This window comes from Bradyrhizobium sp. HKCCYLRH2060, from assembly GCF_051168135.1.
GTDB lineage: Bacteria > Pseudomonadota > Alphaproteobacteria > Rhizobiales > Xanthobacteraceae > Bradyrhizobium.
The window spans coordinates 35872-59544 of record NZ_JBNPUK010000022.1; the positions used below are offsets into that span (position 1 = coordinate 35872).

Sequence of the window (23673 nt, forward strand, 5' to 3'; positions counted from 1 at the left end):
CGCGGCTCGCGCGGAACGACGGGCCGAGGTGCACGCGGCGACTGTCGTCCACCCGCCCTGTTGCCCGCTCAATATTGGAATCGCACGCCGACGACGCCGACCACCGCCATGAAGTTGTTCAGCGCGATGTTGGAGCGGGTCCATTCGGTGCGGACCTCGCTCTTGAGCTGAACGTTGCGGTTCATCTTGTAGGTGCCGCCCGCGGCAACGAACATGCGCTGGTCGACGCGGCCGATGCCGACGAACTGATCCTGGCCGTAGCCGCCGCGCAGCGTTCCGATCAGCCACGGCTCGAACTGATGATCCATCTGCAGGATCACGTCGCGCGACAGGATGCCCGAGACGTTCATCGCCGGCGTCTCGGAGGCCTGCGAGCGCGCCACCAGCACGAAGGTGGTGGCGTCGGTCGCGGCCCAGGCGAGCGTCGCATCCGCGATCACGCCGTTGATGTTCGGCATCAGCGGCGAGTCCATGCGGCGCGTGAGATAGCCGACCGAGGCTTCGCCGGTCAGCGTTCCCACGTTGACGACGGCGCCGCCGCGCGCGGTGATGCCGCTGGAATCGCGGCGCTGGCCGTTGAAGTCGACCTGCAGATCGTGGTTGCGCCGATCGAAACTCATGTCGACAAACGGCGAGATGTTCGGCGTCAGCGCATAGGTGATGCGGACCTGCGCGCCCGGCTGGGTGTAGTTGCGGTCCTGCGTCCGCAGCGGCACGTTGGCGACGATCAGCGCGTCGTTGAACACGACGCGGTCGGCCGATCCCTTGAATGCGATCTCGGCGGGACCGATCTTCTGCAGCACGCCGGCGCTGCCGCCGAACGTCGTGGCGCGGGGCAGCTTGAGCGCGCCCGGCAGCGCCAATGCATCGTTGACGAAACGCGCCTCGCCGGTGATCGCGGTGCCCTCGGTGACGTCATAGCGCCCTTGCGCCCGCGCCTCGAAGGTCGGATGGCTGAGCGAACGGACGTTGGTGTCCTCGGTGTAGGCGCCGCGGAAATCGGCGTTGAGCTGATGCCGCTCCCATTGCGAGCGGACCGCGACCTCCGTCGCCACGATGGCGACCGGTGAGCCCTGCCCGCCGTTTCGCCGGGTCGGATTGGTGTCGTAGCCGGCCTGGATCTCGACGGCGGGCTTCACCAGGAACGACCCGACCATCACACCCGTCGGATCGTAGGGCTTCGCATCGGCGGTCACCGGTTGCGGTTTCACCGTGTTCAGATTGCGATCGGGAAGAACGTCGCGGTTGCGCAGCACGGCCGCGGGCTGGGCTGCTGCCACGGTCTCGTCCGGCTTGGCCGGCTGTGCCTCGGCGGCTGGCTTTGCTGCGATCTGCCGTGCGGCGGGTTGCGGCGCGGCGCGTTGAGCGTCTCCCGCCGGCTCGGCCGTGGCGACGCGCGCGCCACGGGCGGGCTGAAACGCGGCGAATCCGAAGCTGCCGACCGCCGCGTCGCGCTTGCCCGGCGCGGCCAGCGACGGCGCACCGGCCTCGCGCACCGGACGCAGCAATGCGCTGACGCCACGCGGGTCCTGGCGCATCATCAGCGTCCGGCTGTCGTTGGTGATCCGCGGAACGTTGTAGTAGATGCTGCGCGCCGTCACGTGACGGAAGAACAGCCGGTCGGCGCGTCCCGGAACGACGTCCGTCGGCTTGGCCTTGATGGTCTGCTGCGCGGACGCGCCGTCCACCACCATCACGGTCAACAGCAGCACCTCGACGAGCGCGAGCGTGACCCCGCGGTGGGATCGCGTCACCATGAGCCGCTTGGTCCGCACCGCGAACGCGCCGGTCTTGTGTGGTGAATGAGCCTGCAAAGCAATGCCGGGGTATGCCAATATCACGCGACGACGTCAGGTCAGGGCGCCGTCGCAATGAATACGCAGCGCATGCACGCGACGAGCTCCCCTTGCCTGGCAGATAGCCGGAAAACGTCGGCGGAAGTTTTGCCGAGCCGGGATGATTTCAGGCGAGATTGAGAGCTGTTCGCAATGAGTCGCCGCGAAGCCGCGCAGCGGTGTCTTGGCGTTCGCAGACCAAACTAATTAGTTGAAACGAAGACGATCGCTGCGCGGAAGCCGGCGAAATTCGGACCTCGGCATGATCCTCTTTCGACGACAATCAAGGGTCCGAGACGGCTGCGGCGATCGCGGGCGCTGCGTCGTCGGCGACGGCCGACGCCTCTCGGATTCAGGACGCGAGGAAGCCGCCATCGGCCGCCAGGACGTGGCCGACGACATAGGACGACGCGTCCGACAATAGCCACAGCACGGCCTCGGCGATGTCCTCGGGCTGCCCCATCCGCCGCAGCGGCAGGCCGGCGGCGACGGTCGCGATGTCGCCGACACCGGCGCGCAGCATCATGTCGGTGACGACGCGTCCGGGCGCGATCGCGTTGATCCGGACGCCGCGCGGCGCCGCCTCCATCGCGGCCGATCGCGTCAGCGAAATCACGGCGGCCTTCGACGCCGAATAGAGCGCAAGCCCCGCATTCGGATTGCGCACGCCGCTCACGGAGGCGTTGATCACGATGCGGCCGCGGCCCTGCGCATACATGACCGGCAACTGCGCGCGCAGGCACAGGAACACCGAGCGCACATTGGTGTCGAACACGTCCGCATAGACGCCGTCGCCCTGCTGCTCGATCGGCGCCCGGCGCTCCTGGAATCCGGCATTGTTGAACGCCGCATCCAGCCGGCCATAGCGATCCAGCACGGCCTGCACGAGGTTCGCGACGTCGTCCTCGCGCGTGACGTCGGCCTTCACCGCGAGCGCCTCGGCCCCGAGCGCCCGGCATCGTGCCGCCGTATCGGCCAGCTCGGCCTCGCGCCGTCCGGCGACGACGACTGCCTCTGCGCCGCCGGCGGCGAGCTTCAAGGCGGCGGCCCGGCCGATGCCGGAGCCGCCCCCGGTGACGAGGCAGACCTGCCCCTGCATCCGCGACGCCGCGGGCGCGCTTGCCCCGGCCGTGAGCTGCGTATCACTCATCTCCGACCCTCCGCTGTACGGCGTCGTCGATGCCACGTTGCATCGTCTATTTGTTGTATGATACAACTATATGGCAGGAGTCAAGATGCCCGACCCGGATCTCACGCTCGTCGACGACATCCGCGCCGCCGCGCGCCTGATGGTGCGCGAGCTCGGCTTCATGGAAGCGACGCTGGCCGCCACCGACCTTCCGCCGTCGGCGGTTCACACCATCCTGGAGATCGGCCTGCGCGGCCCGCTGACGGCGATGCAGCTCGGCACGATCCTGCATCTGGAGAAATCCAGCATCAGCCGCATGGTCCGCAAGCTGATCGACAGCGGCGAGTTGCAGGAGACGATCGATGCCGGCGACGCCCGCATCAAGCCGCTCTGCCTCACAACCAAGGGACGGAAAACGCTGGCGGCGCTGCACGCCTTCGGCCGCCAGCAGGTTCGCGGCGCCCTGTCGTCGCTGTCGAAGGCCGAGCAGCGCACGGTGCGCGAGGGCCTGTTGCTGTACGCCCGCGCGCTCGAAGCTTGGCGCGCGGCAGAGCAGGACATGCAGCCGTCGGAGCCATGAGCGCGCCCGACGGGCAGATTGCGCATGCGCGTCATGACGAAACTGCCCGTCGTGTTGAAATGCCGCAGCACGTGGCCTTGCACCGTCGGGCAAATCAGGACGATGTTTCCGCGCATCCCGCCTCACACGAAGGGGCGTTGCGCGATCGTCACGACACGCGAGGCGGGGAGCGATGGCCGCGAGATGTCGCAGCGTGCTTGCGCGCGGACGAACGGCAACTTGCGGACGTGAAGTCGCAGGGTCCTGATACCCCGACGCTGGTATCACCCGCGCAATGCGCAAGCATTGTCGCGGCATGGTGGCCAACAAGCCCGGCGCACCAGGGAGACTGCGTATAAGCGTTAAAGACCGTCGCGCAGGGAATGCCGGAGTGTTCGGCTTTGCCTGTGGTACCTGCCGCCTGCATTTTTTTCTGCAGGCGGGCCATGGGTGAGGCCCTCACCCGGCATTCCCTGCGCCCTTCGTCTGTTCGGAGGGAGCCAAATGACCGTACAACTCGGACGCCCAAGGTCGCGAGAACGCGAGGTCATGTCATGAGCCGTGCGGATATGGACGCAGGACCTGCCACGCCGTCATTGCGAGCGAAGCGAAGCAATCCGGGGCAGCGCTCGCGACTCTGGATTGCTTCGCTGCTGTTTAGCCCGGAGACATAGCTTACACCTGTTCGGGGACATGGTTGACACTTTTGGGGTCACGCAAATCGATCGCTGCGATCTGATGAGCGGCAAAGAAAACTCCGAATTTTCCGTCTTGTCTGAGTGGACGAATAGCGAGTCGCTCACCGCGAAAGGCTTGAGGGACTTTCCAGAGCCGTCCCTCGAAACTGACATAGGCCTTCGTGCTCGACACGGAACGGACGATCTCCCCCTCGTCGTAGTCCACCGTCGGAAGGCGATCCGGCATGGTGCGTTGGCTGGGCCGATAGCGGCTTGCCGGCACATTGAAGTCGAGAGCCTCATGGGGGCGGTCGAGATTGTAGACGGCTCGCCATTCGTCGAGTGCCCGCTGGACATCGGGAAGGTCCCTGTAACGCTTGAAGGCAAAGACCTCGGCCTTCAGGCTGCGGTGGAAGCGTTCGTTCTTGCCGCGGCTCTGGGGATGATAGGGCCGGCTATGGATCGTTCGAACGCCGAGCTTCAGCAGCCAGACCGTCAACGCGGTCCAGGGGTCTTCGAGAGTAAAGCCCCAGGGGCCACCGTTGTCGACGAACATCGCATCCGGCAGTCCATAGCGGCGGAACGTCGTCTCCAAATGTCCTTTGACCGTAGAGCCGCGCTCATTGTCGCAGGCCGCCAGGCACAAGGAAAAGCGCGAGTGATCGTCCAGCGCGGTGAGCGGATGACAAGACACACCGTTCTCCAGCGCACTGTGTCCCTTGAAGTCCATCTGCCACAGCTGATTGGGCGCATCCTTCTCGAACCGCGTGTAGGGCTGCCCGGGCGTGCCGCCAGGCTCCGTCACCCGATCGTAGCGGCGCAGGATGTTATGCACGGTGGAGATCGCCGGGACAGCTTGCCCATCGCGATCGAGACGATGCGCGAGCTTGCGCGCGCCCCAGGCCGGGTGAGCATCGCGCAACGCGACAATCTGCTGCTCAGTCGCAGCTGCGGTGCGCTCCGGACTTCGATGCGGCCGCCGCGACCGGTCCGCCAGCGTCGTATCGCCGGCGTCAGACCGCTCGATCCATTTGTAGCCGGTCTGGGGGCTGATGCCGAACCGCCGACACAGCTGCCGCCGGTTGGCTCCCTCCTGCTTGGCAAGCATCACAAACTCTCGTCGCTGGTCCATGACAGACACCTCTCGCCACGGCATCGCTCGCCCCTTTGCTTGACGAATCGAGCCAATTTTGAGGTGTCAACCATGTCTCCGAACACCTGTCAGCCATGTCCCCGGGCTGAACACTTCGCTCGCAATGACGGAAACGACCAATGTCCGATGTGTCGCGAAGGGTCCACTGTCAGATTGTCCGACAACTCAAATCATCCGACGACAATGGCTGCAATCCTAGTTGCCGAACTCGTCCCGCATCTTCGCCTGGATCTTCGCCATGCCGCCGAGCCAGCGGTCGTAGTTCTCGGTCTTCTTGCGCATGTAGCCGAGAACCTGCGGATGCGGGAGAATCAGGAAGCTCTCCTCGGCAAGCCCTTTCAGCACGTCCTGCGCGACCTGCTCGGGTGTCAGATCACCGTCGCCGGATTGCGGGCCCTTCGGGATCGATCGCAGCATGTCCGTGTCGACGCCCTGCGGACAGAGGATCGAGACCTTGATGTTGTCGGCCTTGTGCGAGATCGCGAGATTCTCGGCAAATCCCACCGCGGCATGCTTGGTGGTGGAGTAAGGCGCGCTGCCGACCTGCGACAGCAGGCCGGCCGCCGAGATCGTGTTGAGGAAATAGCCGCCGCCGCGCGCCTTGTAGCGCGGGATCAGATGCCGCGCCGCGTAGACATGCGCCATCACGTGAATGGCCCAGCTCCGCGCCCACGGCTCGTCGGAGGTGCCGCCGACATTGACCGACAACGGGTCGAAGCCGCCGCCGATGCCGGCATTGGAACAGAACAGCGCAATCGGCCCGAACTGCCGCTCGGTTTCCTCGATCACGTGCCGGATGTCGGCTTCCTGGGAGACGTCGCATCTGAAGGCGGCGCCGCCGATGCCATCAGCGACGGCCTTGGCGCCGGCTTCGTCGAGATCGGCCACGATCACCTTGGCCGCCCCAGCAGCCGCGAACGCCTCGCACAGCGCCTTGCCGATGCCGCGGGCTCCGCCGGTGACCACAACAATCTTGCCGGTCACCTGCATGCAAAGCCCTCCTCGTGGAATTTTCTAGGTCAAGACCAGGTCGAGCACCGCGGTATAATGAAAGCCGGCGCCCAGCAACACGAAACCATGCCAGATCGCGTTCTGGAAGCGCAAGCGCCGCCACGAGTGGAAGATGACGCCGAGGCTGTAGAGGATGCCGCCGGTGAGCACGCAGGCCAGGACCGAGGCCGGCATCACCGAGATCACCCGGTCGTACATCATGACGCCGCTCCAGCCGAGCGCGAGATACAGCCCGATCGACAGCGCGTCGAAGCGGCCCGGCCAGCGCAGCTTCAGAACGATGCCGAAGATGGCGACGCCCCAGACCCCGAGCAGCAGCGCGGCCGAGAACACCGTGTCCTTCAGGGCGGCGATGAACGGCGTATAGGTGGCCGCGATGAGCACGTAGATGGCGGAGTGGTCGAAGCGGCGCAGCACCCATTTGGTCGGCGACACCGGCCACAGATTATAGGTTGCCGACAGCGTCAGCATCGAGAGCAGTCCCGCGACATAGATCGACACCACCACGATGTCGACGGCGCTGGCATAGATCGAGGTCAGCACGACGAGCACGGTTGCGGCGACCAGCCCGGCGGCGATGCCGACGACGTGGACGACGCCGTCCGCGATCATCTCGACCTTGTCGTAGTTCCAGCGCATCGCGCCGGTGGCGGCATGGACGGAGGTCGAGGCGAACTGCTTCAGTTGAAATACGGTCATGTCAGAGCCTGGTGCCGGTTTTCCGGGACAATTGTGCCGGAAGGATTATGGTTTCCAGTGGTCAACGTTCCGTTCAAAGTCTGGTTCTATCCGGAAACGGGCCGGAATTGTGAGCTTGAATCCGGTGTTTTGCATCGCCACCTGTCAACAATCGCTCACGCCCTTTTCAACTGGCGAATTCCCCTCCTCCCATGGTGACCTTTTCCGAACTCGTCGAGGAAGCGCGGCTCTCGGCCCGTGCCCTGCTCGATTATGGCGAGAGCTTCCTCAACCCGACCGTCCGCCTTGGCGTCACCGGGCTGTCGCGGGCCGGTAAGACCGTGTTCATCACGGCGCTGATCCACGACCTCGTTCGCGGCGGGCGCATGCCGGTGTTCGAGGCCTTGGCCTCGGGCCGCATCGCCCGCGCCTATCTGACGCCGCAACCCGACGACGGCGTGCCGCGCTTTGCCTATGAGAGCCACGTGCGGGCGCTGGTCACCGAGCGACGCTGGCCGAGCTCGACCGTCGACATCAGCGAGCTCAGGCTGGTGATGGAATTCCAGCGCGCCAACGGCGCCGAGCGGACGCTCACGCTCGACATCGTCGACTATCCCGGCGAATGGCTGCTCGACCTGCCGCTGCTGAACAAGAGCTATGAGCAATGGGCGCGGGAAAGCCTCGCGCTGTCGCGCAGCGAGCCGCGCGCGCATGTCGCCAGGGACTGGCACGCGCATCTGGCGACGCTCGCCCCCGAAGGCCGCGAGGACGAGTCGGCGACACTCGAGGCCGCACGGCTGTTCACCGACTACTTGCGCGCCTGCCGCGACGAGCGCTTCGCCATGAGCCTGCTGCCGCCCGGACGCTTCCTGATGCCCGGCAATCTCGCGGGCTCGCCGGCGCTGACCTTTGCGCCGCTCGACGTGCCGGCCGACGGCCAGGCACCGAGCGGCTCGCTGTGGGCGATGATGGCGCGCCGCTACGAGTCCTACAAGGACATCGTTGTCAGGCCATTTTTCCGCGACCATTTCGCCAGGCTCGACCGCCAGATCGTGCTGGTCGACGCGCTGGCCGCGTTCAATGCCGGACCGGAGGCGCTGCACGATCTCGAGGCGGCGCTGACCGGCATTCTCGATTGCTTCCGCGTCGGACGCGGCAATCTGCTGACCGCACTGTTCCGGCCGCATATCGACCGCATCCTGTTCGCGGCGACCAAGGCCGACCATCTGCATCACACCAGCCACGACCGGCTCGAAGCCGTGCTGCGGCGCGCCGTCAACCGCGCGGTGGCCCGGGCCGAGAGCACGGGCGCTGCGATCGATGTGGTGGCACTGGCCGCCGTCAGGGCGACGCGCGAGGCGCTGGTCGCCCGCGGCCGCGACAAGCTGCCGTCGCTGCTCGGCACGCCGGCCGCCGGCGAAAGCGCCAATGCCGAGATCTTCGACGGCGACACCGAGGTGGCGACGTTTCCGGGCGAGCTGCCGGCCGATCCGGAGGAGCTGTTCAAGGGCGGCGCCTATCGCGGCCTGTCGAGCGCTGCCGCCGACGGCACCGACTTCCGCTTTCTGCGCTTCCGCCCGCCTTTGCTGGCCCCCGATGCTGGCGGCGAGCCCGCTTTGCCCCATATCCGCATGGACCGCGCCCTTCAGTTCCTGATCGGAGACCGGCTGCAATGAGCGAACGCGCCAAGCCTCGTCGTCCCCAGACCTTCCGGCTCGATGATCCCGACGTCGTCGTGGTCGATGCCGAGGACGCCGCCCGGCCCGGCCGGGGCACCATCCAGATCACGCCTGAGGCCGACCCGGCGCAATTGCCGGTGCCGGTCGAGACCGTGCTGCCGGCACGGCGCGGCTTTCGCTGGGGCGCACTTTTTTGGGGCTCGGTCACCGGCCTCGTCCTGCTCGGCCTCGGCCTCGGCGTCACCCGGCTGATCGAGGATCTGTTCGCGCGCAGCGAGGCGCTCGGCTATGTCGGCGCGGGATTCGCGGCCGCAGCCGCGATCGCATTGGCGGTCGTCATTGCCCGAGAGACCTACGGCCTGGTGCGTCTCGCCACCATCGAGAAGCTGCATCAGCGCGCGGCCGCCGTGCTGCTGTCCGACGATCGCGCCGAGAGCCGCGAGGTGGTCGCCGAGCTGCTGCGGATCGCACATGCCAATCCCCGGCTGGCGCGTCCGCGTGCCGCGCTCGCCAGCCACGCCGACGACATCATCGACGGCGGCGACATGATCAAGCTCGCCGAGCGCGAGCTGATGGCGCCGCTCGACGTCGAGGCGCGACGGCTGGTGTCGGTCGCGGCGCAACGTGTATCCGTGGTCACGGCGGTCAGCCCGCGCGCGCTGATCGACGTGCTGTTCGTCTTTGTCGCGAGCCTGCGGATGATCCGGCAGCTCGCGCGGCTCTATGGCGGCCGTCCCGGCGCGCTCGGCATGATCAGCCTGTTGCGCCATGTCGTCGCGCATCTCGCCATCACCGGCGGCATGGCCGCGAGCGACAGCCTGATCCAGCAGGTGCTGGGCCATGGCATCGCGGCAAAGCTGTCGCAGCGGCTCGGCGAAGGCGTGCTCAACGGACTGCTCACGGCGCGGCTCGGGCTCGCGGCCATCGACGTGACCCGGCCGATGCCGTTCGCCGCGCTGCCGCGGCCGGCGCTGGCGGATCTCGCCAAGGATCTCCTGCGCAAGCAGGAGGAGCAGGAATGAGGCTCAGGCCCGCGGCGCGGAATCGAACTCACCGGCGAGCCAGCGCCATTGGTACAATGGCGAGTCCGGCGGCGGCGCCAGTTCGGGCGTCCAGCCCGTCAGCCTGCCGAACGCGTAGGTGTCCATGACGCGGCCGCGCCAGCTCCGCTCGACGCGTCCGAGCGGCTCGCGGTGCGCGGTCGTGTCCGCCAGCAGCGGGCCGGCATTGTCCGGCTCGCGCACGACGTAGAGGCCGGCATGTCCCGCGATCAGGTTCATGCCGGGATCACGAAAGCCGATGAAGCGGGCACGCTCGTTGATCTGGATCACCGGCACGCGGCCGCGAAAGAACCACCGCATCATCGCGTAGGTGCGATAGTCGGAGGTCGCGATCCAGGTGGCACCGCTGCTTTTGAGCTCCTGCTCGGCGCGCGCCGCCACCTGCTGATAGCCCGCCTCGGCGCCGATCGGATCGGCCCGCCCGAGGAAATTCCAGGGCGCGGCAACGTAGTAGAGGAAGATCAGGACCACCATGGCGATGCCGCTGACGACGGCGATGCGCGCCCAGCGCACGGTGGATCGGACGAACCAGGCGGGCGCGCCGTCCTGCGGCAGCTTGACGATGTTGATCGCGACCGCCGCAAACCCGATCGGCCACATGAACATCGGCCAGGTGTCGCCGATCCGCAAGGTGAACGACTTCCAGAGGAAGTAGAGGAACGGCACCAGCACCGCCGTCGACAGCAGGATCGCGACCGGCTCACGCGTGCGATAGCCGCGCCAGGCCGTGAAACTCAGCGCCGACAGCGTGACCGGCAGCAGCACGAAGCCGACCTGTCCGAACTGCAATCCGATGTAATCGCCGAGCGTCCGCAACGACAACTCATGCGGCGCGGTGGCGCGAACGAACTGGAAGCGGAACGAGGCCCAGTCGTGCTGTACGTTCCAGATCAGCACCGGCGAGAACACGGCCAGCGCAATCAATGCTCCGCACCATGGATAGGGACTGAACAGCCAGCGGCTGCGCCAGGCCGGAACGAGCAGGAATGCCGCCACGCCCGGCAGCAGCATGACCACCGTGAATTTGGACAACAGCGCCAGTCCGCCGAACAGGCCGGCCGCGAGCCACCAGCGGCCGTCATCGCTCTCGGCGAGCCGCACCAGCGCCCAGATCATCGCGAGCGCAAACGGGATCACCGCGACGTCCGGGGCCACCTTGGCCATCAGCAGGCCATAATAGAGCGCGGCCTCTGGCAGCAGCACCACGATGATCACCGCCCGCATATTGTGAGTGGCGCGGCGAACGATGTCGGCGAGCAGGAGCTGCGTCGCGCCCATCGCGAGGATGCCGGCAAAGCGGACGCCGAGATTGGTATCGCCGAACAGGGCAGTGCCCAGCCGGATGAACCAGGCGATCATGGGCGGATGATCGAGGAAGCAGAGCTGCAGCTCCTTCGACCAGGTCCAGTAATAGGCCTCGTCGGTGCGCAGATCGAGCGCAGCGGCGTAGACGAGACGGATGATCGTCATGCTCGTGATCACGGCCGCAGCCATCAGCCACGCAGCGCGCGTGGAGCGAAACTTTGGGCTGTCGATGCCTGGGGGAATGGCCGTCACGCGGTGCTTTTCCCCGACTCCGCCGGGCGAGTCAACGTTCGCGCGCACAGCTCGCGCCGCCGGATGACCACCGCCATCAGCCCTCTAGGACAACAGGGAATAAATCTCTAGCATTGCGGCTCCAGATCATACGGACCACATGACCATTTCGATTTCCCATCGTTTACAGTCCGCCCGGCGCGGCATCGGTGTGCGGCAGGTACGGCTGATCTGCGGCTTCATCCTCTTCAGCTACCTGCTCAGCCATTTTCTCAACCATGCGCTCGGCAACATCTCGCTGCAGGCCCTCGCCGAGGGCGTGTCCTATCATGTGGCGTTCTGGCAGTTTCCTCCGATCGCCGTGCTGTTCTATGCGGCCGCTCTCACCCATGGCGGGCTCGGCGTGTGGGCGCTTTATCAGCGCCGGCAATTCAGCCGCAGCACGATGGAGCCTCTGCAGCTGCTGCTCGGCCTCAGCATCCCCGCGTTGATCTTCAGCCACATCGCCGGCGTCCGCATCGGGCAGGCCCTGTACGGACAAGAGAAGCTGTACCCGCAGGTTCTGTACTCCTATTGGACCGGCCCGTCCTGGCGGATCTGGCTGATGTCGGCCGCGCTGCTGACGTCATGGGCGCATGGCTGCATCGGGCTGCACTTCTGGCTGCGGCTCAAGCCGTTCTACAAGCGCGCGGCGCCGTGGCTGCTCGCCTGCGCCGTGCTGATCCCGGCGCTGGCGCTGCTCGGCTTCTACCGTGGAGGCCGAGACGTCATCGCGGCAAGCGCAGCGCCGCAGTGGCGGGTCGAGAATCTGTCGCGGCAGATGGGCACGCCCCTGGAGCAGGCAGTACTCGAGACCATCATGAACGGCTTCCTGATCGGCTATGGCGGCCTGATCGGCTTGGCGCTCGCCGCGCGCGGCGTGCGAGCGGTGCATGAGCGACGTGGCGGCATGGTCACGCTATCCTACAACAATGGCCGCTCCATCCGGGTGCCAAAGGGTTTGTCGGTGCTCGAGGCCAGTCTGCGCAACAACGTACCGCATGCCAGCATGTGCGGCGGCCGCGCGCGCTGCTCGACCTGCCGCATCAGGGTGATCGGAGATCCCGGCGCGCTGCCGCCACCCTCGCCTCGCGAGGCCTTCGTGCTCGCGCAGATCGGCGCGGCCGACCCGTCGGTCAGGCTGGCCTGCCAGTTGCGCCCCACCGGCGATCTTTCATTCTTTCAGCTGTTCATGCCGAACCCGACACCCGGCGAGCGCACTAGCTCGCGCGCCGGAATCGGGCAGGAGCGCTACCTCGTCAGCCTGTTCGTCGACATGCGCGGATCGACCGGCCTCGCTGAGAAACGGCTGCCGTTCGACGTCGTGTTCATCGTCAACCGCTTCCTCAGCGCCGTCTCCCAGGCCGTGCTGGCGAATGGCGGGCAGCCCAATCAGTTCGTCGGCGACGGTATGCTCGCGCTGTTCGGACTAGCCACCGATTCACATGTCGCGTGCGGCCAGGCGATCCAGGCGGCGCGCGACATCGCGGCCAACATCGCCGAGCTGAACGCGTTCCTCAGCCATGATCTGCATGACCCGATCCGCTTCGGCATCGGCATTCACGGCGGCGAGGTGATCGTGGGCGAGATCGGCTATCGCGACCACATGGTGTTCACCGCGCTGGGCGACGCCGTCAACGTCGCATCACGACTGCAAGACATGACGAAGACCCTCGGCTGCCAGGTCATCATCTCGGACGAGGTCTACGCGCGGGCGCGACTTGCCGCCGACGTGCTGCCGCAGCGCGAGGTCGAGATTCGCGGCCGCGCTGAGCCGATGCGCGTCAGGACGGCCATGGATGCCGCCGAACTCGCGATGCTCTCGGACGAAGGGACGGCTGCATGACGAGTTGCGTTGAACCTGTTTGCAGCCTGCGCTGTCATACCGAGAACGGTTGCAGCGGGTCCGCGGCGACGGGCGGAACGGTGGCGTTGCGGTCAAAAGCCGCAAAGCCGCCACGATATCGATCATTTCGGGCCAAAACCGCCCGCTGTTTGCGCTATCACGCCTGTCACAACCGAAGTATTCTCGAATTCCGGGCCTGACGGTTTGCGGGGACCGCCGGTTCGAATTGGATTGATCCCGCGGAGGCGACGTATGGCTAAAGGTACGGTCAAGTGGTTCAACCCGACCAAGGGCTATGGCTTCATCCAGCCTGCGGCCGGGGGCAAGGACATCTTCGTTCACATCTCCGCCGTGCAGAAGGCCGGGCTGGCGACCCTCAACGAGGGCCAGACCATCGAGTACGACGAGATTGCCAACCGCGGCAGGAGTTCGGCCGAGAACCTGAAAGTGTAGCGGATCAATTGGCGCGCCATTCCGCCTCGCGGCTTTTCGGCGCGATCGTTCCCCTCACCAAGCCAGCATGATTGTCGACACGTCGAAATAGACAGGAGCGGTGCCCGCTCCTGATCACATCTTTACGCCTGTTTGTAGTTTCAGCTCCCTCCCCGCCATTGCCTCGCCCGCCCGACCCGGGTCAAATGCGCCTCGAACCGCGCCGACAACAGAATTCCAGCGCGCGGAAACAAGCGACGGGAGCGACGCATCATGGACGACAAGGGCATTTTCCATGGCCTGAAGGTGCTGGACTGCGCGAGCTTCATCGCGGCTCCCGCAGCCGCCACCGTGCTTTCCGATTTCGGCGCTGACGTCATCAAGATCGAGCCGCCCGGCGCCGGCGATCCCTACCGCAACCTGCCGAACCTGCCGGGCTATCCGCGCAGCGAGCATAACTACGCGTGGTATCTTGAAGCCCGCAACAAGCGCAGCCTCGCGCTTGACCTGTCGAAGCCGGAAGCGCAGGCCGTCCTGCATAGATTGGTCGGTGAGGCCGATGTCTTCATCACCAACTTTCCGCCGTCGGTCCGCGCCAAGCTCGGCCTCACCCACGACAAGCTCGCGCCGCTCAATCCACGGCTGATCTACGCGTCGTTTACCGGGTATGGCGAGAAAGGCGAGGAAGCCGACAAACCGGGCTTCGACAGCAATGCCTATTGGGCGCGCTCCGGGTTGATGGACCTGGTCCGTGCCGACGAGAGCACGACACCCGCCCGCTCCGTCGCCGGCATGGGCGACCACCCCTGCGCGATGGCGTTCTATGGCGCGATCGTCACGGCGCTTTACCAGCGCGAGAAGACCGGCAAGGGCTGCCATGTCGCCTCCAACCTGATGGCCAACGGGGTCTGGGCGGCCTCCGTGCTCGCCCAGGCCAAGCTTTGTGGCGCGACCTTCGTCGAGCGGCGACCGCGCGAGCGCGCGCTGAACGCGGTCGCCAATCACTACAAATGCCAGGACGGCCGCTGGATCATGCTGTCGCTCCTCAATGAGGAGAAGCAGTGGCCGATCCTCGCCCGCTGCCTTGGCCGGGAGGAGCTGATCGACGATCCGCGCTTCATCACCAAGGCCGATCGCCACGCCCGCTCGGTCGAGCTGATCCATGAGTTCGACGCGGTGTTCGCGACCAGGCCGCTGGCCGAATGGCGCCGGATCCTCGACGGCAGCGGTCTCGTGTTTGGCGTGGTCGGCATTCTCGACGACATCCCGAACGACAGGCAGATGATCGAGAACGAGGTGCTGGTGCCGTTCGAGAACGACACCATGCTGACCGTCAACAGCCCGATCTTCATCGACGGCCAGCGCAAGGTCGCACCGCGCAAGCCGCCCGGCATAGGGCAGCACAGCGACGAGATCCTGCGCAACGCCGGCTTCGACGACGACGCCATCCGCGACCTGCGCGCGCGCGGCGCAGTGGCCTGAGCTAGCGCGTCGCGATGAAGCACATGCCGAACCGCGTCGCCGGCCCGGTCTGACAGGACAGGTTCGCGGCGCAGGTCCAGGTCGAGAAGCTCTTGTCGTTGTCCGCGGCCTCGGCGTGGCGCGCGTAGCAATGCCCGCCCCAGCCGTCATTGTAGACCGTGCCGGCGAGTTCATCGCTGCCGCGCAGCTGCGGGCGGCTGGCGAAGCCGCGCGAGAAATCCGGCGTACGGCCCTCGGCAAAGGCGTTGAGGATGTCGCGCCGGCGGACCTGGTCGCCGAAGAAATGCGGCGAGCCCGGCACCACCACGGTGTTGGACGGCTTCTCCGCCATCCAGTCGACACCGGGGAAGTGGAAGCCGCCGATGCCGCGGGTCTGATGGCAGCCGCCGCAGCTCGAATCGTTGAGGCGACGCTCGAAGCCCGCGACCGACTGGATGTTCTGCAGCACGATGCCCTGCGCGGCCGCCTTCTCCAGCGCGCCGACCACATCGGACTCGGTGAACACCGCGCCCTGCCCGGCCGCGCTCCCCTGCACTAGCCCGTAGGCCGGCAGCAGATCGGAATTGACGAAGCCGACCGGGGTCGGCGCCACCGCAACCTTGGCCAGGAACTGGTCGGGGATCACCGCGGTGCCGCGGTCGAGCTCGCCGAGATGGACGGGGTCGAGCAGCCAGGCCTTGAACTCGCGCGCCAGCGCGGCATCCGAAAGCAGCCGGTCGCGATCGACCTGATCCTCCAGCACCGCCTCCTCGAACGTCCCGCTCGCGGCCTGATAGTCGAACACCTTCATCATGTAGTCGGTGCGGAAATCGCGGATCGCCGATTTCGGCGCATGCGCGATCTGCAGGTTGGTCTCGATGCGGTGGATGTTCTCCGGCCTGATCAGCGCCAGCGGCCCGTCCGGCGCCATCAGCTTCGCGGCAAGCTCCGGCCCGGTCAGTTGCAGATCGGACGTCGCCAGCCACCGCTTGGCGATCTCGGCGCAGCTCGGGGAGTTGCTCTTGGCTTGCGCGTCGCTGCGCGCCTTGAGCACGATGTTGAGCGTCATCGGCAGCCGCGGCGAGGCGACCTCGCCGTCCTTGGCCTCGGGCGGCGTCGTCCGCGTCAGGCGGTACAGCAGCCGCACCTCGCCGCAATGGTCGGGATCGACGAAGGCGCGATCCATGCGATTGACGACACCGGCCAGCACGAAGCGGGCATCGGACGAATCGAGCACGGTGCGGTCGAACAGCTGGAACGCGTAGGACGTGCCGACGCCGATGCTCTCGTTCGGCAACGTCGTCTTGTGCTTGTCGACGTAGCGGTCGAACTCCGCGTCGAGCGCCTTGCGCACGGGGGCCATCGACGGCAGCGCGAACAATGCTGCGTCGGTCAGCGGCGCATCGCTCGCGCGCGCGAGCATCTTTCCGAGGCCGAACGCGCCGTTGTCGAGCTCACGCAGCGCGAACGGCTCGAGGATGGCGGCGCCGCGCTCGATCGGCGCGCTCTCGTCCGCGTAAGCGAACGGGGCGCAGCACAGCATCACAAGGCCGAATACCGACAGTCGCAAGATCCGCCTCCTCGATTCCATGGCGCAACTGACGGCCTGCTAGCCCTCGAAGATAGCCGAAAGGCGGGCGGCTTCGGACAATTGTGCGACGAGGCGCCTCACGTCGCGGTGAGGCGCCTCGTCAGATTCGTCTCCCAAAACAGATGGTCGGTCAGCGCGAGACGACAAGCCCCTTGGTGGTGACGACCACCCAGCGGCCGTCCTGCTTGCGGATCGCGTCGACCTTGCCGAGGCCCGGCACGGGATCGCCGGCATAGACCTCGTAGAGGCCGCCGCGGCCCTCGATCAGCGCACCGCCACGACCGACGTCGCGCAGCACCCAGCCCTCGACGACCTTGGGCTTGGCGGCCTCCGCGCGGTTCGGCTCCGGACGAGCAGCGGCCTCCGCCCGCGCCGGCTCGGTCCGGCTCGCCTCTGCCCTTGCTGCCTCGGTCCTGGCTGCCTCGGCGCGGTTCGCCTCCTGGCGGCTCGCCACCCCCGCGGGCGGGGCCGCCGCATTGATCGCGCCCACCGCCTGCGGCACGGATGCCGCGCTATCACGTGACGCCGCCTGCTGCGATGTCGCGGAAGCCTGCGCGGCGCGCAGCCGGTCCACGGCCTCGCTCAGACGCTGCAGCTCGCTCGGCTTGGCCGACGATTTCGTCGACAGGTCACCCAGGATCTTCTCGAGCCGGTCGAGACGCTCGGCGGACTTGTTGAGCTCGACGAGGCTGGTTTGATTGGTCTGGTCGAGGCTCGCCTTCAGCGCGGCGACATCATTGTCGATCCGCGCCACGGTCGCGCCAAGCGTGGAATCCGCAGCCTCGCCGGCGGTCGCATCGGCCACGTCACCACCGCCGGAGCGCGTGACGAATTTGGCGGTGACCAGACCACCGGCAACGCCGCCGACGACCATCGACAGCAGCAGGATCGCGGCCATGGCCGGAAGGTTGAGCCTCCCGTTCGCGGCATGCGGCAGGGTCTGCGCCTGCGGAGGCGGCGACGCCCCAGCGGCGCGAGCTGCCGTCGCGGCGGCCGCCGGCTTGGGCGCCGCATCGACCTTGAACGGCTCGGTCTTGAACTTCGCCCTGGCCCAGGCTGCGGCCTTGTCGACGGCGGCAAGAGCACTCGCCTTGGTCAGCGGTCCGGCGGCCGCCTGGACCGGCGTGACCGGACGCGACGCGGACGCCTCTGGCTTGGCTGCCGATGCCGGCTTGGCAACGGGCTCCAGCTTGGCAACCGTCTCTGGTTTCGCCGCCGGCTCGGGCTTTGCGGCCGGCTCGGGCCGGATGACGGCTTCCGTCTTGGTGGCAGTCACGGGCTTGATCGGCGCATCCGGCTTGATGGGCGCGTCCGGCTTCGGCGAGGTCGCCGCCATCGGACCCACCTTCGGCGCATTGGCCGCGAGCGCCGACAGCTTCGGCGTCTCGACCTTGAGGAGCTCGCCGGCCGCCGCCGCCTTGATCGGCTCCGACTTGACCGGCTCGGTCCTGATCAGATCCAGGATCGTCGAGGGAGATTTCGCAGCACTCGGGATCGCTCCGGCTTCGACCTTGCCCGGCACCGTGCCCCTTGCCGCCTGCGACTTTGTCAGCTCGGGCTTGACCTTGTCGGACTTGCCCTTGTCGGATTTGACCAGGTCGAGCCGCGCAGGCTCGAGCTTGGCGCGCTCCAGCTTCACCGCCTCGATCTTGGCGGGCTCGATCTTGTCCGGCTCGGCCGTGACGACTTCGCTCTTGGCCTGCTCGGGCTTGATCGTTCCGATCTCGGTGCCGGCCGTCATCCCGGTATTGATCGCAGAGCTGTTGATCGCTGGGCTGTTGAGCGCAGGGCTGTTGAGCGCAGGGCTGTTGAGCGCAGGGCTGTTGAGCGCAGACTTGGCGTCGGTCGTGGCGCCGTCCAATGCAACCGGTCCGGCCTTGGTGTCGAGCTGCGGCTCGGGCGCGGTCACCGCTTCCACGATTGCCGCCTTGGGGTCGATGCCCGGACGATCAGCCGCCGGCGCTTCGTGATCCGGCGCGATCATGGGCGGGGCCACCGCGGCGATCGTGGGCACGGCCGGATCGACTGCATCCGGGGAGGCGGATGTCGTCAGGGCCGGGTCGACGCTCGCACTGGCCGCGCCAGTCGTACCGGCCACGCCAAGGCTGGCCCGTTCGGGCTTTTGGTCGCTCACGTTCAGAGTCTCCGCATGACGTTGAGCACTTGGTAACCTTAGTTAGCGTTCGATTGATTGCCAAAATCTTACTTTTGCAAGGCTTACCTGAGTTTTAGGGATTCATACCGGGCGGATTTGCGCCGACAAAGTGGAGCAGATGTGGCGGGCGGTGCCCGAATATTCAGCTCTGGGCGGCCCGTCCGGAGGCAGCAAGCTCGATCGGCACGCGGCGCAGTGTGGTCGACGGGGAGTCAAAAAGAGCCGCTCTCGCGGCGCGATTGCACCCGAGCTTTGACCATCATTCCCTCCGCATCAGTCGGAGGGCGCAGGGAAGGCCGGGTGCCGACTGGCACCCGTGGCCCCCGTGCGGAAAGATTGCACGGGGCAGGAACCACAGGTTCAGCCGGAACGACCCGGCCCTCCCTGCGCGATGGCGTTACGGCTGCTTCGTAGTCTCCCCGGTGCGCCGGGCTTTCTGGTCACCGTCATCCGCACGAGGCGAAGCCTGCATGCGAACTTGACATCGGCATCGGGATGCCAGGACCCTACGACTTGACCGTCCGTACCGCGCTTGCTCGCCGGCCCGCTTGCGCAAAGCCCCAAGTCCGATACGGCCACCGCTCCCCGCTGCTACGCCTCGTGACGATCGGCCGAAACGTCCCTCTTCATTGCAGGCGGGATGGCCGGGATCATCGTCGTGATTTGCCCGACGCTACAAGCCGGCACGCGTGCGACAAACTGGCTCGACGGGCAGTTGGCGCATGACGGGATTGCGGAAATTGCCCGTCGGGTCAGTGGTCGATGGACGACTGTAGGCTTGCGAATGCTATCAGTCTTGCAATGCCATCGACAGACGGAAGGCATGCTTGTCAGCCAACTGAACGCCAGTTCTCGACATCGGACGGCTGGCTCCCTGCTTGGCTGATAGGACGGGCCTGCACCAGAACCTTGAGGGAAGCGTTAGCCGAGCGAGGAACGAGAAACCGAAGAGAGCAATGCGCATCGATTGTCAGCCGGCCATCAAAGGCGTGCGGCCCGATGATCCGGTGGGATATGCCGACGAGCCCGGCAACTTCCATATCGGCGGCGCCGGCCAAATGCCCCGAACCGGGATTCCGCTTCTACGACCGGAACACGAATATGAATTCTGCTTCTACGCAGACAGCAAATATGAAGGCAGCAGCTACGACGTAGAGGTCACAATGACGAGCACTGATCGATTCGCGGGCTCGAGCGTGCAGATTGATCCAGAAGATCTTGATCGCACCACGCGGAACATGAGGCGCTTCTTTTCAGACCGCTGTTTTCTGATGCCGCGGATACCAATTCCTGCCGGGGAGCACTTTCGAAGCCTAAGGATGTTATGGCCCCCAAGAGACCGGAACAACGATGACGGTGCCGCACCGTCGAGATCGCCCCTGGTCGATACACAATCATAGATTGTATATTGTGCCGCCGGCCTTGTTGTTTTCGATGAACGCTCTGGTTGCTTTCGTAGACTAATACTACGCGTTCGGACTATTTTTTCACTTCCATTTTTTCAAGGGGAGCACTCATGCGAAAGCTCATTTCTTCGATCGGATTTTTGTGCGCCGCACTTTTGATCCTTGCCTCGTCAGGCGCGCACGCGCAGGCGACGCGGACCTGGGTGTCCGGGGTCGGCGACGACGTCAACCCGTGCAGCCGCACGGCGCCCTGCAAGACCTTCGCCGGCGCGATTTCGAAGACCGCAGCCGGCGGTGAGATCGACGTGCTCGATCCCGGCGGCTACGGCGCCGTCACGATCACCAAATCGATCACCATCGACGGCGGGGGGACCATGGCCTCGGTCCTGGCGTCGGCGACCAACGGCATCAACGTGAATGCCGGCGCCAACGACGTCATCATCCTGCGCAATCTGAGCATCAACGGCGCCGGCACGACCCTCGGCCTCAACGGCGTCAATTTCCTCGCCGGCCGGAAGCTCGTCATCGAGAACTGTACCGTCGAGAACTTCTCGCAAAGCGCAATCTCGGTCACGCCGTCCGGCGCCGCGCAGGTGGTGATCGCGGACTCCTCGCTCAAGGCGTCCGCGTTCGGCGTCACGGTCTCGACCGCGAATTCGAGCAGCGCGATCAGCGTGCTCGTCTCGAACACGAGGACCATCGAAAATGGCAATGCCGGAATATCCGCCACGGTCCCGGCCGGAAAGCCGGGGATGGGGGTGTTTCTCGATCGGCTGACCTCCGAGTTCAACAACACCGGCGTTCTGGCAAGCGGCAGCGGCGCCATCGTGACGTTGGGAAATTCCGTCATCCAGGGCAATTCCAACGGCGTCGTCCAGACCGGCGGCGGCTCCGTCTCGTCCTTCAAGAACAACGCGATCAGCAACAACGGCGTCGACGGCACGCCGCTCACGGGGATCAGCCTGAACTAGCGGCGCCGTTGCGGGAAGCCCGGCATCTGGCGACCCGCGCCTGGCGGACATCGTGCAATCACATCAGCGAGGTCCCGTCGACGGCGGGACCTCGCTCGATTGTATCGGTGCCGGCGCTCAGACGCCGGCGGCGGCCGCGTGCTGGGCCGCCATCTCGGCATCCGCAGCGGTGACGCGCTGGAACGCCGGACGCTGGGTGATGCGCTCGGCGTAGCGCACGAACACGTCCTTGCGCGGCACCACGCCGAACATCATGGTCCAGTTGAAGGCGACACCCCACAGCACGTCGGCGGCGGTCATGCGCTCGCCGAGCAGATACGGCCCCTTGGCGAGCTGCTGCTCCAGCGCACGCAGCATCGTATCGTAGTCGGCATAGGGCGACTGTGTGACCGGCGCGGGCTCGCGCTTCATGAAATGGTCGATCACGGCGGGCTCGAACGACGCGCCGTAATAGGCGATCCAGCGCAGATAGGGCCCGCGCATGGGATCGTCGAGCGCCGGCGTCAGCCCCGCCTGCGGAAACAGATCGGCGAGATAGATGAAGATCGCGACCTGCTCGGTCACGATCTGGCCGCGATGTCCGATCGTCGGCACCTTGCCGAGCGGATTGACGGCCAGGAATTCCGGCTTGCGCTGCTCGCCCGCCTTCATATTGAGGACATGCAGATCGTAGGGCGCGCCCAGCTCCTCGAGCAGGATGCGCGCGCCCGCGGCGCGAGTCTGCGGCGAGTAATACAGCGTGATCTTGTCGTCGGCGGTCATGATGGTCTCCTCCCATTGCCGGCTGCGGTGGCGGGCTTGTCGCACACCATACCTGACAAGGCGTGTCAGGTATGTTTAAACAACGTCATGCGCGCGAGCCGGCTGCTCTCCATCCTCACCACCTTGCAGGCCAAGGGACAGGTCACGGCGCCCGAACTCGCAGGCGCCTGCGAGGTCTCGGTGCGCACGATCTACCGCGACATCGACGCGCTCGCCGCGGCGGGGATCCCCGTCTATGCCGAGCGCGGCGCCGAAGGCGGGTTCCGCCTGCTCGACGGCTATCGCGTGCGGCTGAACGGGCTGTCCCCGGCCGAGACCGATGCGCTGTTCATGGCGGGCCTGCCCGGCCCCGCCGCAGCCCTCGGGCTCGACGACGCGATGAGCGCGGCGCAGACCAAGCTGGTGGCAGCGCTGCCGCAGAGCCTGCGCGCCAATGCCGGCCGCATGCAGGCGCGGTTCCATCTCGACGCGCCTGGCTGGTTCGGCGAGTCCGAGGAGCCGACGCATCTGCGCGCCATTGCCGATGCCCTGCTCGCCGAGCGGCAGATCGACATCCGCTACCAGACCTGGCGCGCCGAGAAGCGCCGCCGCGTCGCGCCGCTCGGCCTCGTGCTGAAGGGCGGCAATTGGTATCTCGCAGGAGGGGTCGAGCGCAGCGTGCGCACCTATCGCGTCGCGCGCATCCTTGACTGCACGGTGACGAACGAGAGTTTCGCGCGGCCCGCCGATTTCGACCTTGCCGCCTATTGGCGCGCCGCGACGGAGCGGCTGGAGGCGGAGCTGCATCCGAAGACGGCCACGGTGCGCCTGTCACCGCTCGGTGTGAAACTGCTGGAAGTGTGGAGCCAGCCTTACGTGCGCGCCCGCATGCGCCTCGCCGACGAGGCCGATGCGCAGGGCTGGCGTATCGCGACGATCCCGACCGGGACGACGCTGTGGCACGCCGCGGGTGAATTACTGCGGTTTGGCCCCGAGGCCGAGGTGCTCGATCCGCCGGAGTTGCGCGCGAAGATGGCCGAGCTAGCGCAGGCGATGGCGAAGCGCTACGGCGCCTGAGCTGCGACGGTGTGAGTTGTGGACGTATTTTCCATCCGCGTCGTTGCGAGCGCAGCGAAGAGGGGGCGCGCTCACATCCAGCTAGGATGAGCGCGACCGGCGAAGTGAGTGCGACTGGTACGATCAGCGCTACAGCACCACTGGCGCGTCGGGCAGCTCGTTCGTCTCTCCCGCATGCGGCGGAAAGTACCTGGCGAGCTCGCGCGACACGGCCGCGATGCCCTGCATCACGCCCTCCTCGAACCGTCCGGCGCGGAACTCAGCCTCCATCGCGCGGCAGATCGTCTCCCAGCCCTCGGCGCCGACGCGGTGATGAATGCCGCGGTCGGCGATGATCTCGACGTCGCGATCAGCCAAGAGCAGGTAGATCAGGACGCCGTTGTTATCAGCGGTGTCCCAGATGCGCAATTGCGAGAACACGTCGAGCGCGCGCTCGCGCGGCGGCTGGTCGCGCCACAGCGGCCGGCCGTCGAGCGCGCCCTCGACGACGAAGCGGAGCTGGCCGGCATGGGTGCGCTCGCCGTCCTTGATCGCCTGCTCGATGCGGGCCAGCACAGCCGGCGTGAAGATGCGCCTGAGCTGCCAGTGATGCTGCAGGAGATGCCGGCCGATCCGCCTGATGCCCATGGTCGCGCG

General features: G+C 66.5%; 19 protein-coding genes. 9 read left to right on the top strand and 10 right to left on the bottom strand.

The window, feature by feature from the left end:
• Positions 1-68 precede the first annotated feature (68 nt).
• Together ACQR10_RS30015 and ACQR10_RS30020 are read right to left on the bottom strand one after the other, a co-directional pair.
• Entirely contained in the window at positions 69-1757 is a 1689-nt protein-coding gene (locus ACQR10_RS30015; protein ID WP_316238096.1) for an outer membrane beta-barrel protein, read from the bottom strand.
• Positions 1758-2187: 430 nt separating this feature from the next.
• Complete coding sequence (locus tag ACQR10_RS30020) at positions 2188-2985, bottom strand: SDR family NAD(P)-dependent oxidoreductase (RefSeq protein WP_316238097.1); 798 nt, start codon at positions 2983-2985, stop codon at positions 2188-2190.
• Positions 2986-3070: 85 nt separating this feature from the next.
• Between ACQR10_RS30020 and ACQR10_RS30025 the strand changes: the two genes are divergently transcribed.
• On the top strand, positions 3071-3544 hold the full coding sequence (locus ACQR10_RS30025) for a MarR family winged helix-turn-helix transcriptional regulator (RefSeq protein WP_315803183.1): 474 nt from the start codon (positions 3071-3073) through the stop codon (positions 3542-3544).
• 654 nt (positions 3545-4198) lie between these two features.
• On the opposite strand, the gene ACQR10_RS30030 is transcribed toward ACQR10_RS30025, so the two are convergent.
• The 3 genes from ACQR10_RS30030 to trhA all read right to left on the bottom strand — a co-directional run bounded on the left by ACQR10_RS30030 (position 4199) and on the right by trhA (position 7063).
• Positions 4199-5356: an IS481 family transposase gene (locus ACQR10_RS30030; protein WP_316216558.1), complete on the bottom strand. Its 1158-nt coding sequence runs from the start codon at positions 5354-5356 to the stop codon at positions 4199-4201.
• 192 nt (positions 5357-5548) lie between these two features.
• The gene (locus ACQR10_RS30035) at positions 5549-6343 is read right to left on the bottom strand and encodes an SDR family oxidoreductase (RefSeq protein WP_316216557.1); all 795 of its coding nucleotides are present in this window, start codon (positions 6341-6343) and stop codon (positions 5549-5551) included.
• 24 nt (positions 6344-6367) lie between these two features.
• Positions 6368-7063 carry a PAQR family membrane homeostasis protein TrhA gene (trhA, locus tag ACQR10_RS30040; protein WP_315759485.1) on the bottom strand — a complete coding sequence of 232 codons (696 nt, stop codon included), beginning with the start codon at positions 7061-7063 and terminating at the stop codon, positions 6368-6370.
• Between the two features lie 191 nt (positions 7064-7254).
• Between trhA and ACQR10_RS30045 the strand changes: the two genes are divergently transcribed.
• Complete coding sequence (locus ACQR10_RS30045) at positions 7255-8718, top strand: YcjX family protein (protein ID WP_316216555.1); 1464 nt, start codon at positions 7255-7257, stop codon at positions 8716-8718.
• The gene (locus ACQR10_RS30050) at positions 8715-9743 is read left to right on the top strand and encodes a YcjF family protein (protein WP_316216554.1); all 1029 of its coding nucleotides are present in this window, start codon (positions 8715-8717) and stop codon (positions 9741-9743) included. The genes ACQR10_RS30045 and ACQR10_RS30050 overlap by 4 nt, the downstream gene beginning before the upstream one ends.
• 3 nt (positions 9744-9746) lie before the next feature.
• Here the strand turns inward: ACQR10_RS30050 and ACQR10_RS30055 are convergent, their stop codons facing one another.
• Positions 9747-11276 carry a glycosyltransferase family 39 protein gene (locus tag ACQR10_RS30055; RefSeq protein WP_316216668.1) on the bottom strand — a complete coding sequence of 510 codons (1530 nt, stop codon included), beginning with the start codon at positions 11274-11276 and terminating at the stop codon, positions 9747-9749.
• A 202-nt stretch (positions 11277-11478) separates the two neighbouring features.
• Here ACQR10_RS30055 and ACQR10_RS30060 point away from each other — a divergent pair, with 202 nt between their 5' ends.
• The 3 genes from ACQR10_RS30060 to ACQR10_RS30070 all read left to right on the top strand — a co-directional run bounded on the left by ACQR10_RS30060 (position 11479) and on the right by ACQR10_RS30070 (position 15117).
• Positions 11479-13203, top strand: coding sequence for an adenylate/guanylate cyclase domain-containing protein (locus ACQR10_RS30060; protein WP_315803177.1), 1725 nt, complete (start codon positions 11479-11481; stop codon positions 13201-13203).
• A gap of 252 nt (positions 13204-13455) precedes the next feature.
• Positions 13456-13656 (top strand): cold-shock protein, encoded by a 201-nt coding sequence (locus tag ACQR10_RS30065; protein WP_315713975.1) that lies wholly within the window; start codon positions 13456-13458, stop codon positions 13654-13656.
• A 252-nt stretch (positions 13657-13908) separates the two neighbouring features.
• Positions 13909-15117, top strand: coding sequence for a CaiB/BaiF CoA transferase family protein (locus tag ACQR10_RS30070; protein ID WP_315803176.1), 1209 nt, complete (start codon positions 13909-13911; stop codon positions 15115-15117).
• A gap of 1 nt (position 15118) precedes the next feature.
• Here ACQR10_RS30070 and ACQR10_RS30075 read toward each other — a convergent pair whose 3' ends face one another.
• Both ACQR10_RS30075 and ACQR10_RS30080 read right to left on the bottom strand, forming a co-directional pair.
• Positions 15119-16687, bottom strand: coding sequence for a hypothetical protein (locus tag ACQR10_RS30075; RefSeq protein ID WP_434873319.1), 1569 nt, complete (start codon positions 16685-16687; stop codon positions 15119-15121).
• A 130-nt stretch (positions 16688-16817) separates the two neighbouring features.
• Positions 16818-18821 (bottom strand): hypothetical protein, encoded by a 2004-nt coding sequence (locus tag ACQR10_RS30080; RefSeq protein WP_434912178.1) that lies wholly within the window; start codon positions 18819-18821, stop codon positions 16818-16820.
• A gap of 977 nt (positions 18822-19798) precedes the next feature.
• On the opposite strand from ACQR10_RS30080, the gene ACQR10_RS30085 reads away from it, so the two are divergent.
• Together ACQR10_RS30085 and ACQR10_RS30090 are read left to right on the top strand one after the other, a co-directional pair.
• A complete protein-coding gene (locus ACQR10_RS30085) occupies positions 19799-20242 on the top strand; it encodes a hypothetical protein (protein ID WP_434912179.1) in 444 nt (147 codons plus the stop codon).
• Between the two features lie 116 nt (positions 20243-20358).
• A complete protein-coding gene (locus ACQR10_RS30090; RefSeq protein WP_434846168.1) occupies positions 20359-21219 on the top strand; it encodes a hypothetical protein in 861 nt (286 codons plus the stop codon).
• Positions 21220-21336: 117 nt separating this feature from the next.
• Here ACQR10_RS30090 and ACQR10_RS30095 read toward each other — a convergent pair whose 3' ends face one another.
• Complete coding sequence (locus ACQR10_RS30095) at positions 21337-21981, bottom strand: glutathione S-transferase family protein (protein WP_434886731.1); 645 nt, start codon at positions 21979-21981, stop codon at positions 21337-21339.
• 87 nt (positions 21982-22068) lie between these two features.
• Between ACQR10_RS30095 and ACQR10_RS30100 the strand changes: the two genes are divergently transcribed.
• Positions 22069-23037, top strand: coding sequence for a helix-turn-helix transcriptional regulator (locus ACQR10_RS30100; protein WP_434886732.1), 969 nt, complete (start codon positions 22069-22071; stop codon positions 23035-23037).
• Between the two features lie 129 nt (positions 23038-23166).
• Here ACQR10_RS30100 and ACQR10_RS30105 read toward each other — a convergent pair whose 3' ends face one another.
• Complete coding sequence (locus ACQR10_RS30105; RefSeq protein WP_434912180.1) at positions 23167-23664, bottom strand: TPM domain-containing protein; 498 nt, start codon at positions 23662-23664, stop codon at positions 23167-23169.
• Positions 23665-23673: the final 9 nt, after the last annotated feature.

Coding starts and splice junctions, on each gene's coding strand:
- ACQR10_RS30105 (WP_434912180.1), bottom strand. CDS start 23,664: ATGGGCATCAGGCGGATCGGCCGGCATCTCCTGCAGCATCACTGGCAG.
- ACQR10_RS30060 (WP_315803177.1), top strand. CDS start 11,479: ATGACCATTTCGATTTCCCATCGTTTACAGTCCGCCCGGCGCGGCATC.
- ACQR10_RS30065 (WP_315713975.1), top strand. CDS start 13,456: ATGGCTAAAGGTACGGTCAAGTGGTTCAACCCGACCAAGGGCTATGGC.
- ACQR10_RS30045 (WP_316216555.1), top strand. CDS start 7,255: ATGGTGACCTTTTCCGAACTCGTCGAGGAAGCGCGGCTCTCGGCCCGT.
- ACQR10_RS30025 (WP_315803183.1), top strand. CDS start 3,071: ATGCCCGACCCGGATCTCACGCTCGTCGACGACATCCGCGCCGCCGCG.
- ACQR10_RS30050 (WP_316216554.1), top strand. CDS start 8,715: ATGAGCGAACGCGCCAAGCCTCGTCGTCCCCAGACCTTCCGGCTCGAT.
- ACQR10_RS30085 (WP_434912179.1), top strand. CDS start 19,799: ATGCGCATCGATTGTCAGCCGGCCATCAAAGGCGTGCGGCCCGATGAT.
- trhA (WP_315759485.1), bottom strand. CDS start 7,063: ATGACCGTATTTCAACTGAAGCAGTTCGCCTCGACCTCCGTCCATGCC.
- ACQR10_RS30075 (WP_434873319.1), bottom strand. CDS start 16,687: ATGGAATCGAGGAGGCGGATCTTGCGACTGTCGGTATTCGGCCTTGTG.
- ACQR10_RS30030 (WP_316216558.1), bottom strand. CDS start 5,356: ATGCCGTGGCGAGAGGTGTCTGTCATGGACCAGCGACGAGAGTTTGTG.
- ACQR10_RS30100 (WP_434886732.1), top strand. CDS start 22,069: ATGCGCGCGAGCCGGCTGCTCTCCATCCTCACCACCTTGCAGGCCAAG.
- ACQR10_RS30035 (WP_316216557.1), bottom strand. CDS start 6,343: ATGCAGGTGACCGGCAAGATTGTTGTGGTCACCGGCGGAGCCCGCGGC.
- ACQR10_RS30095 (WP_434886731.1), bottom strand. CDS start 21,981: ATGACCGCCGACGACAAGATCACGCTGTATTACTCGCCGCAGACTCGC.
- ACQR10_RS30055 (WP_316216668.1), bottom strand. CDS start 11,276: ATGGCTGCGGCCGTGATCACGAGCATGACGATCATCCGTCTCGTCTAC.
- ACQR10_RS30070 (WP_315803176.1), top strand. CDS start 13,909: ATGGACGACAAGGGCATTTTCCATGGCCTGAAGGTGCTGGACTGCGCG.
- ACQR10_RS30090 (WP_434846168.1), top strand. CDS start 20,359: ATGCGAAAGCTCATTTCTTCGATCGGATTTTTGTGCGCCGCACTTTTG.
- ACQR10_RS30015 (WP_316238096.1), bottom strand. CDS start 1,757: ATGGTGACGCGATCCCACCGCGGGGTCACGCTCGCGCTCGTCGAGGTG.
- ACQR10_RS30020 (WP_316238097.1), bottom strand. CDS start 2,985: ATGAGTGATACGCAGCTCACGGCCGGGGCAAGCGCGCCCGCGGCGTCG.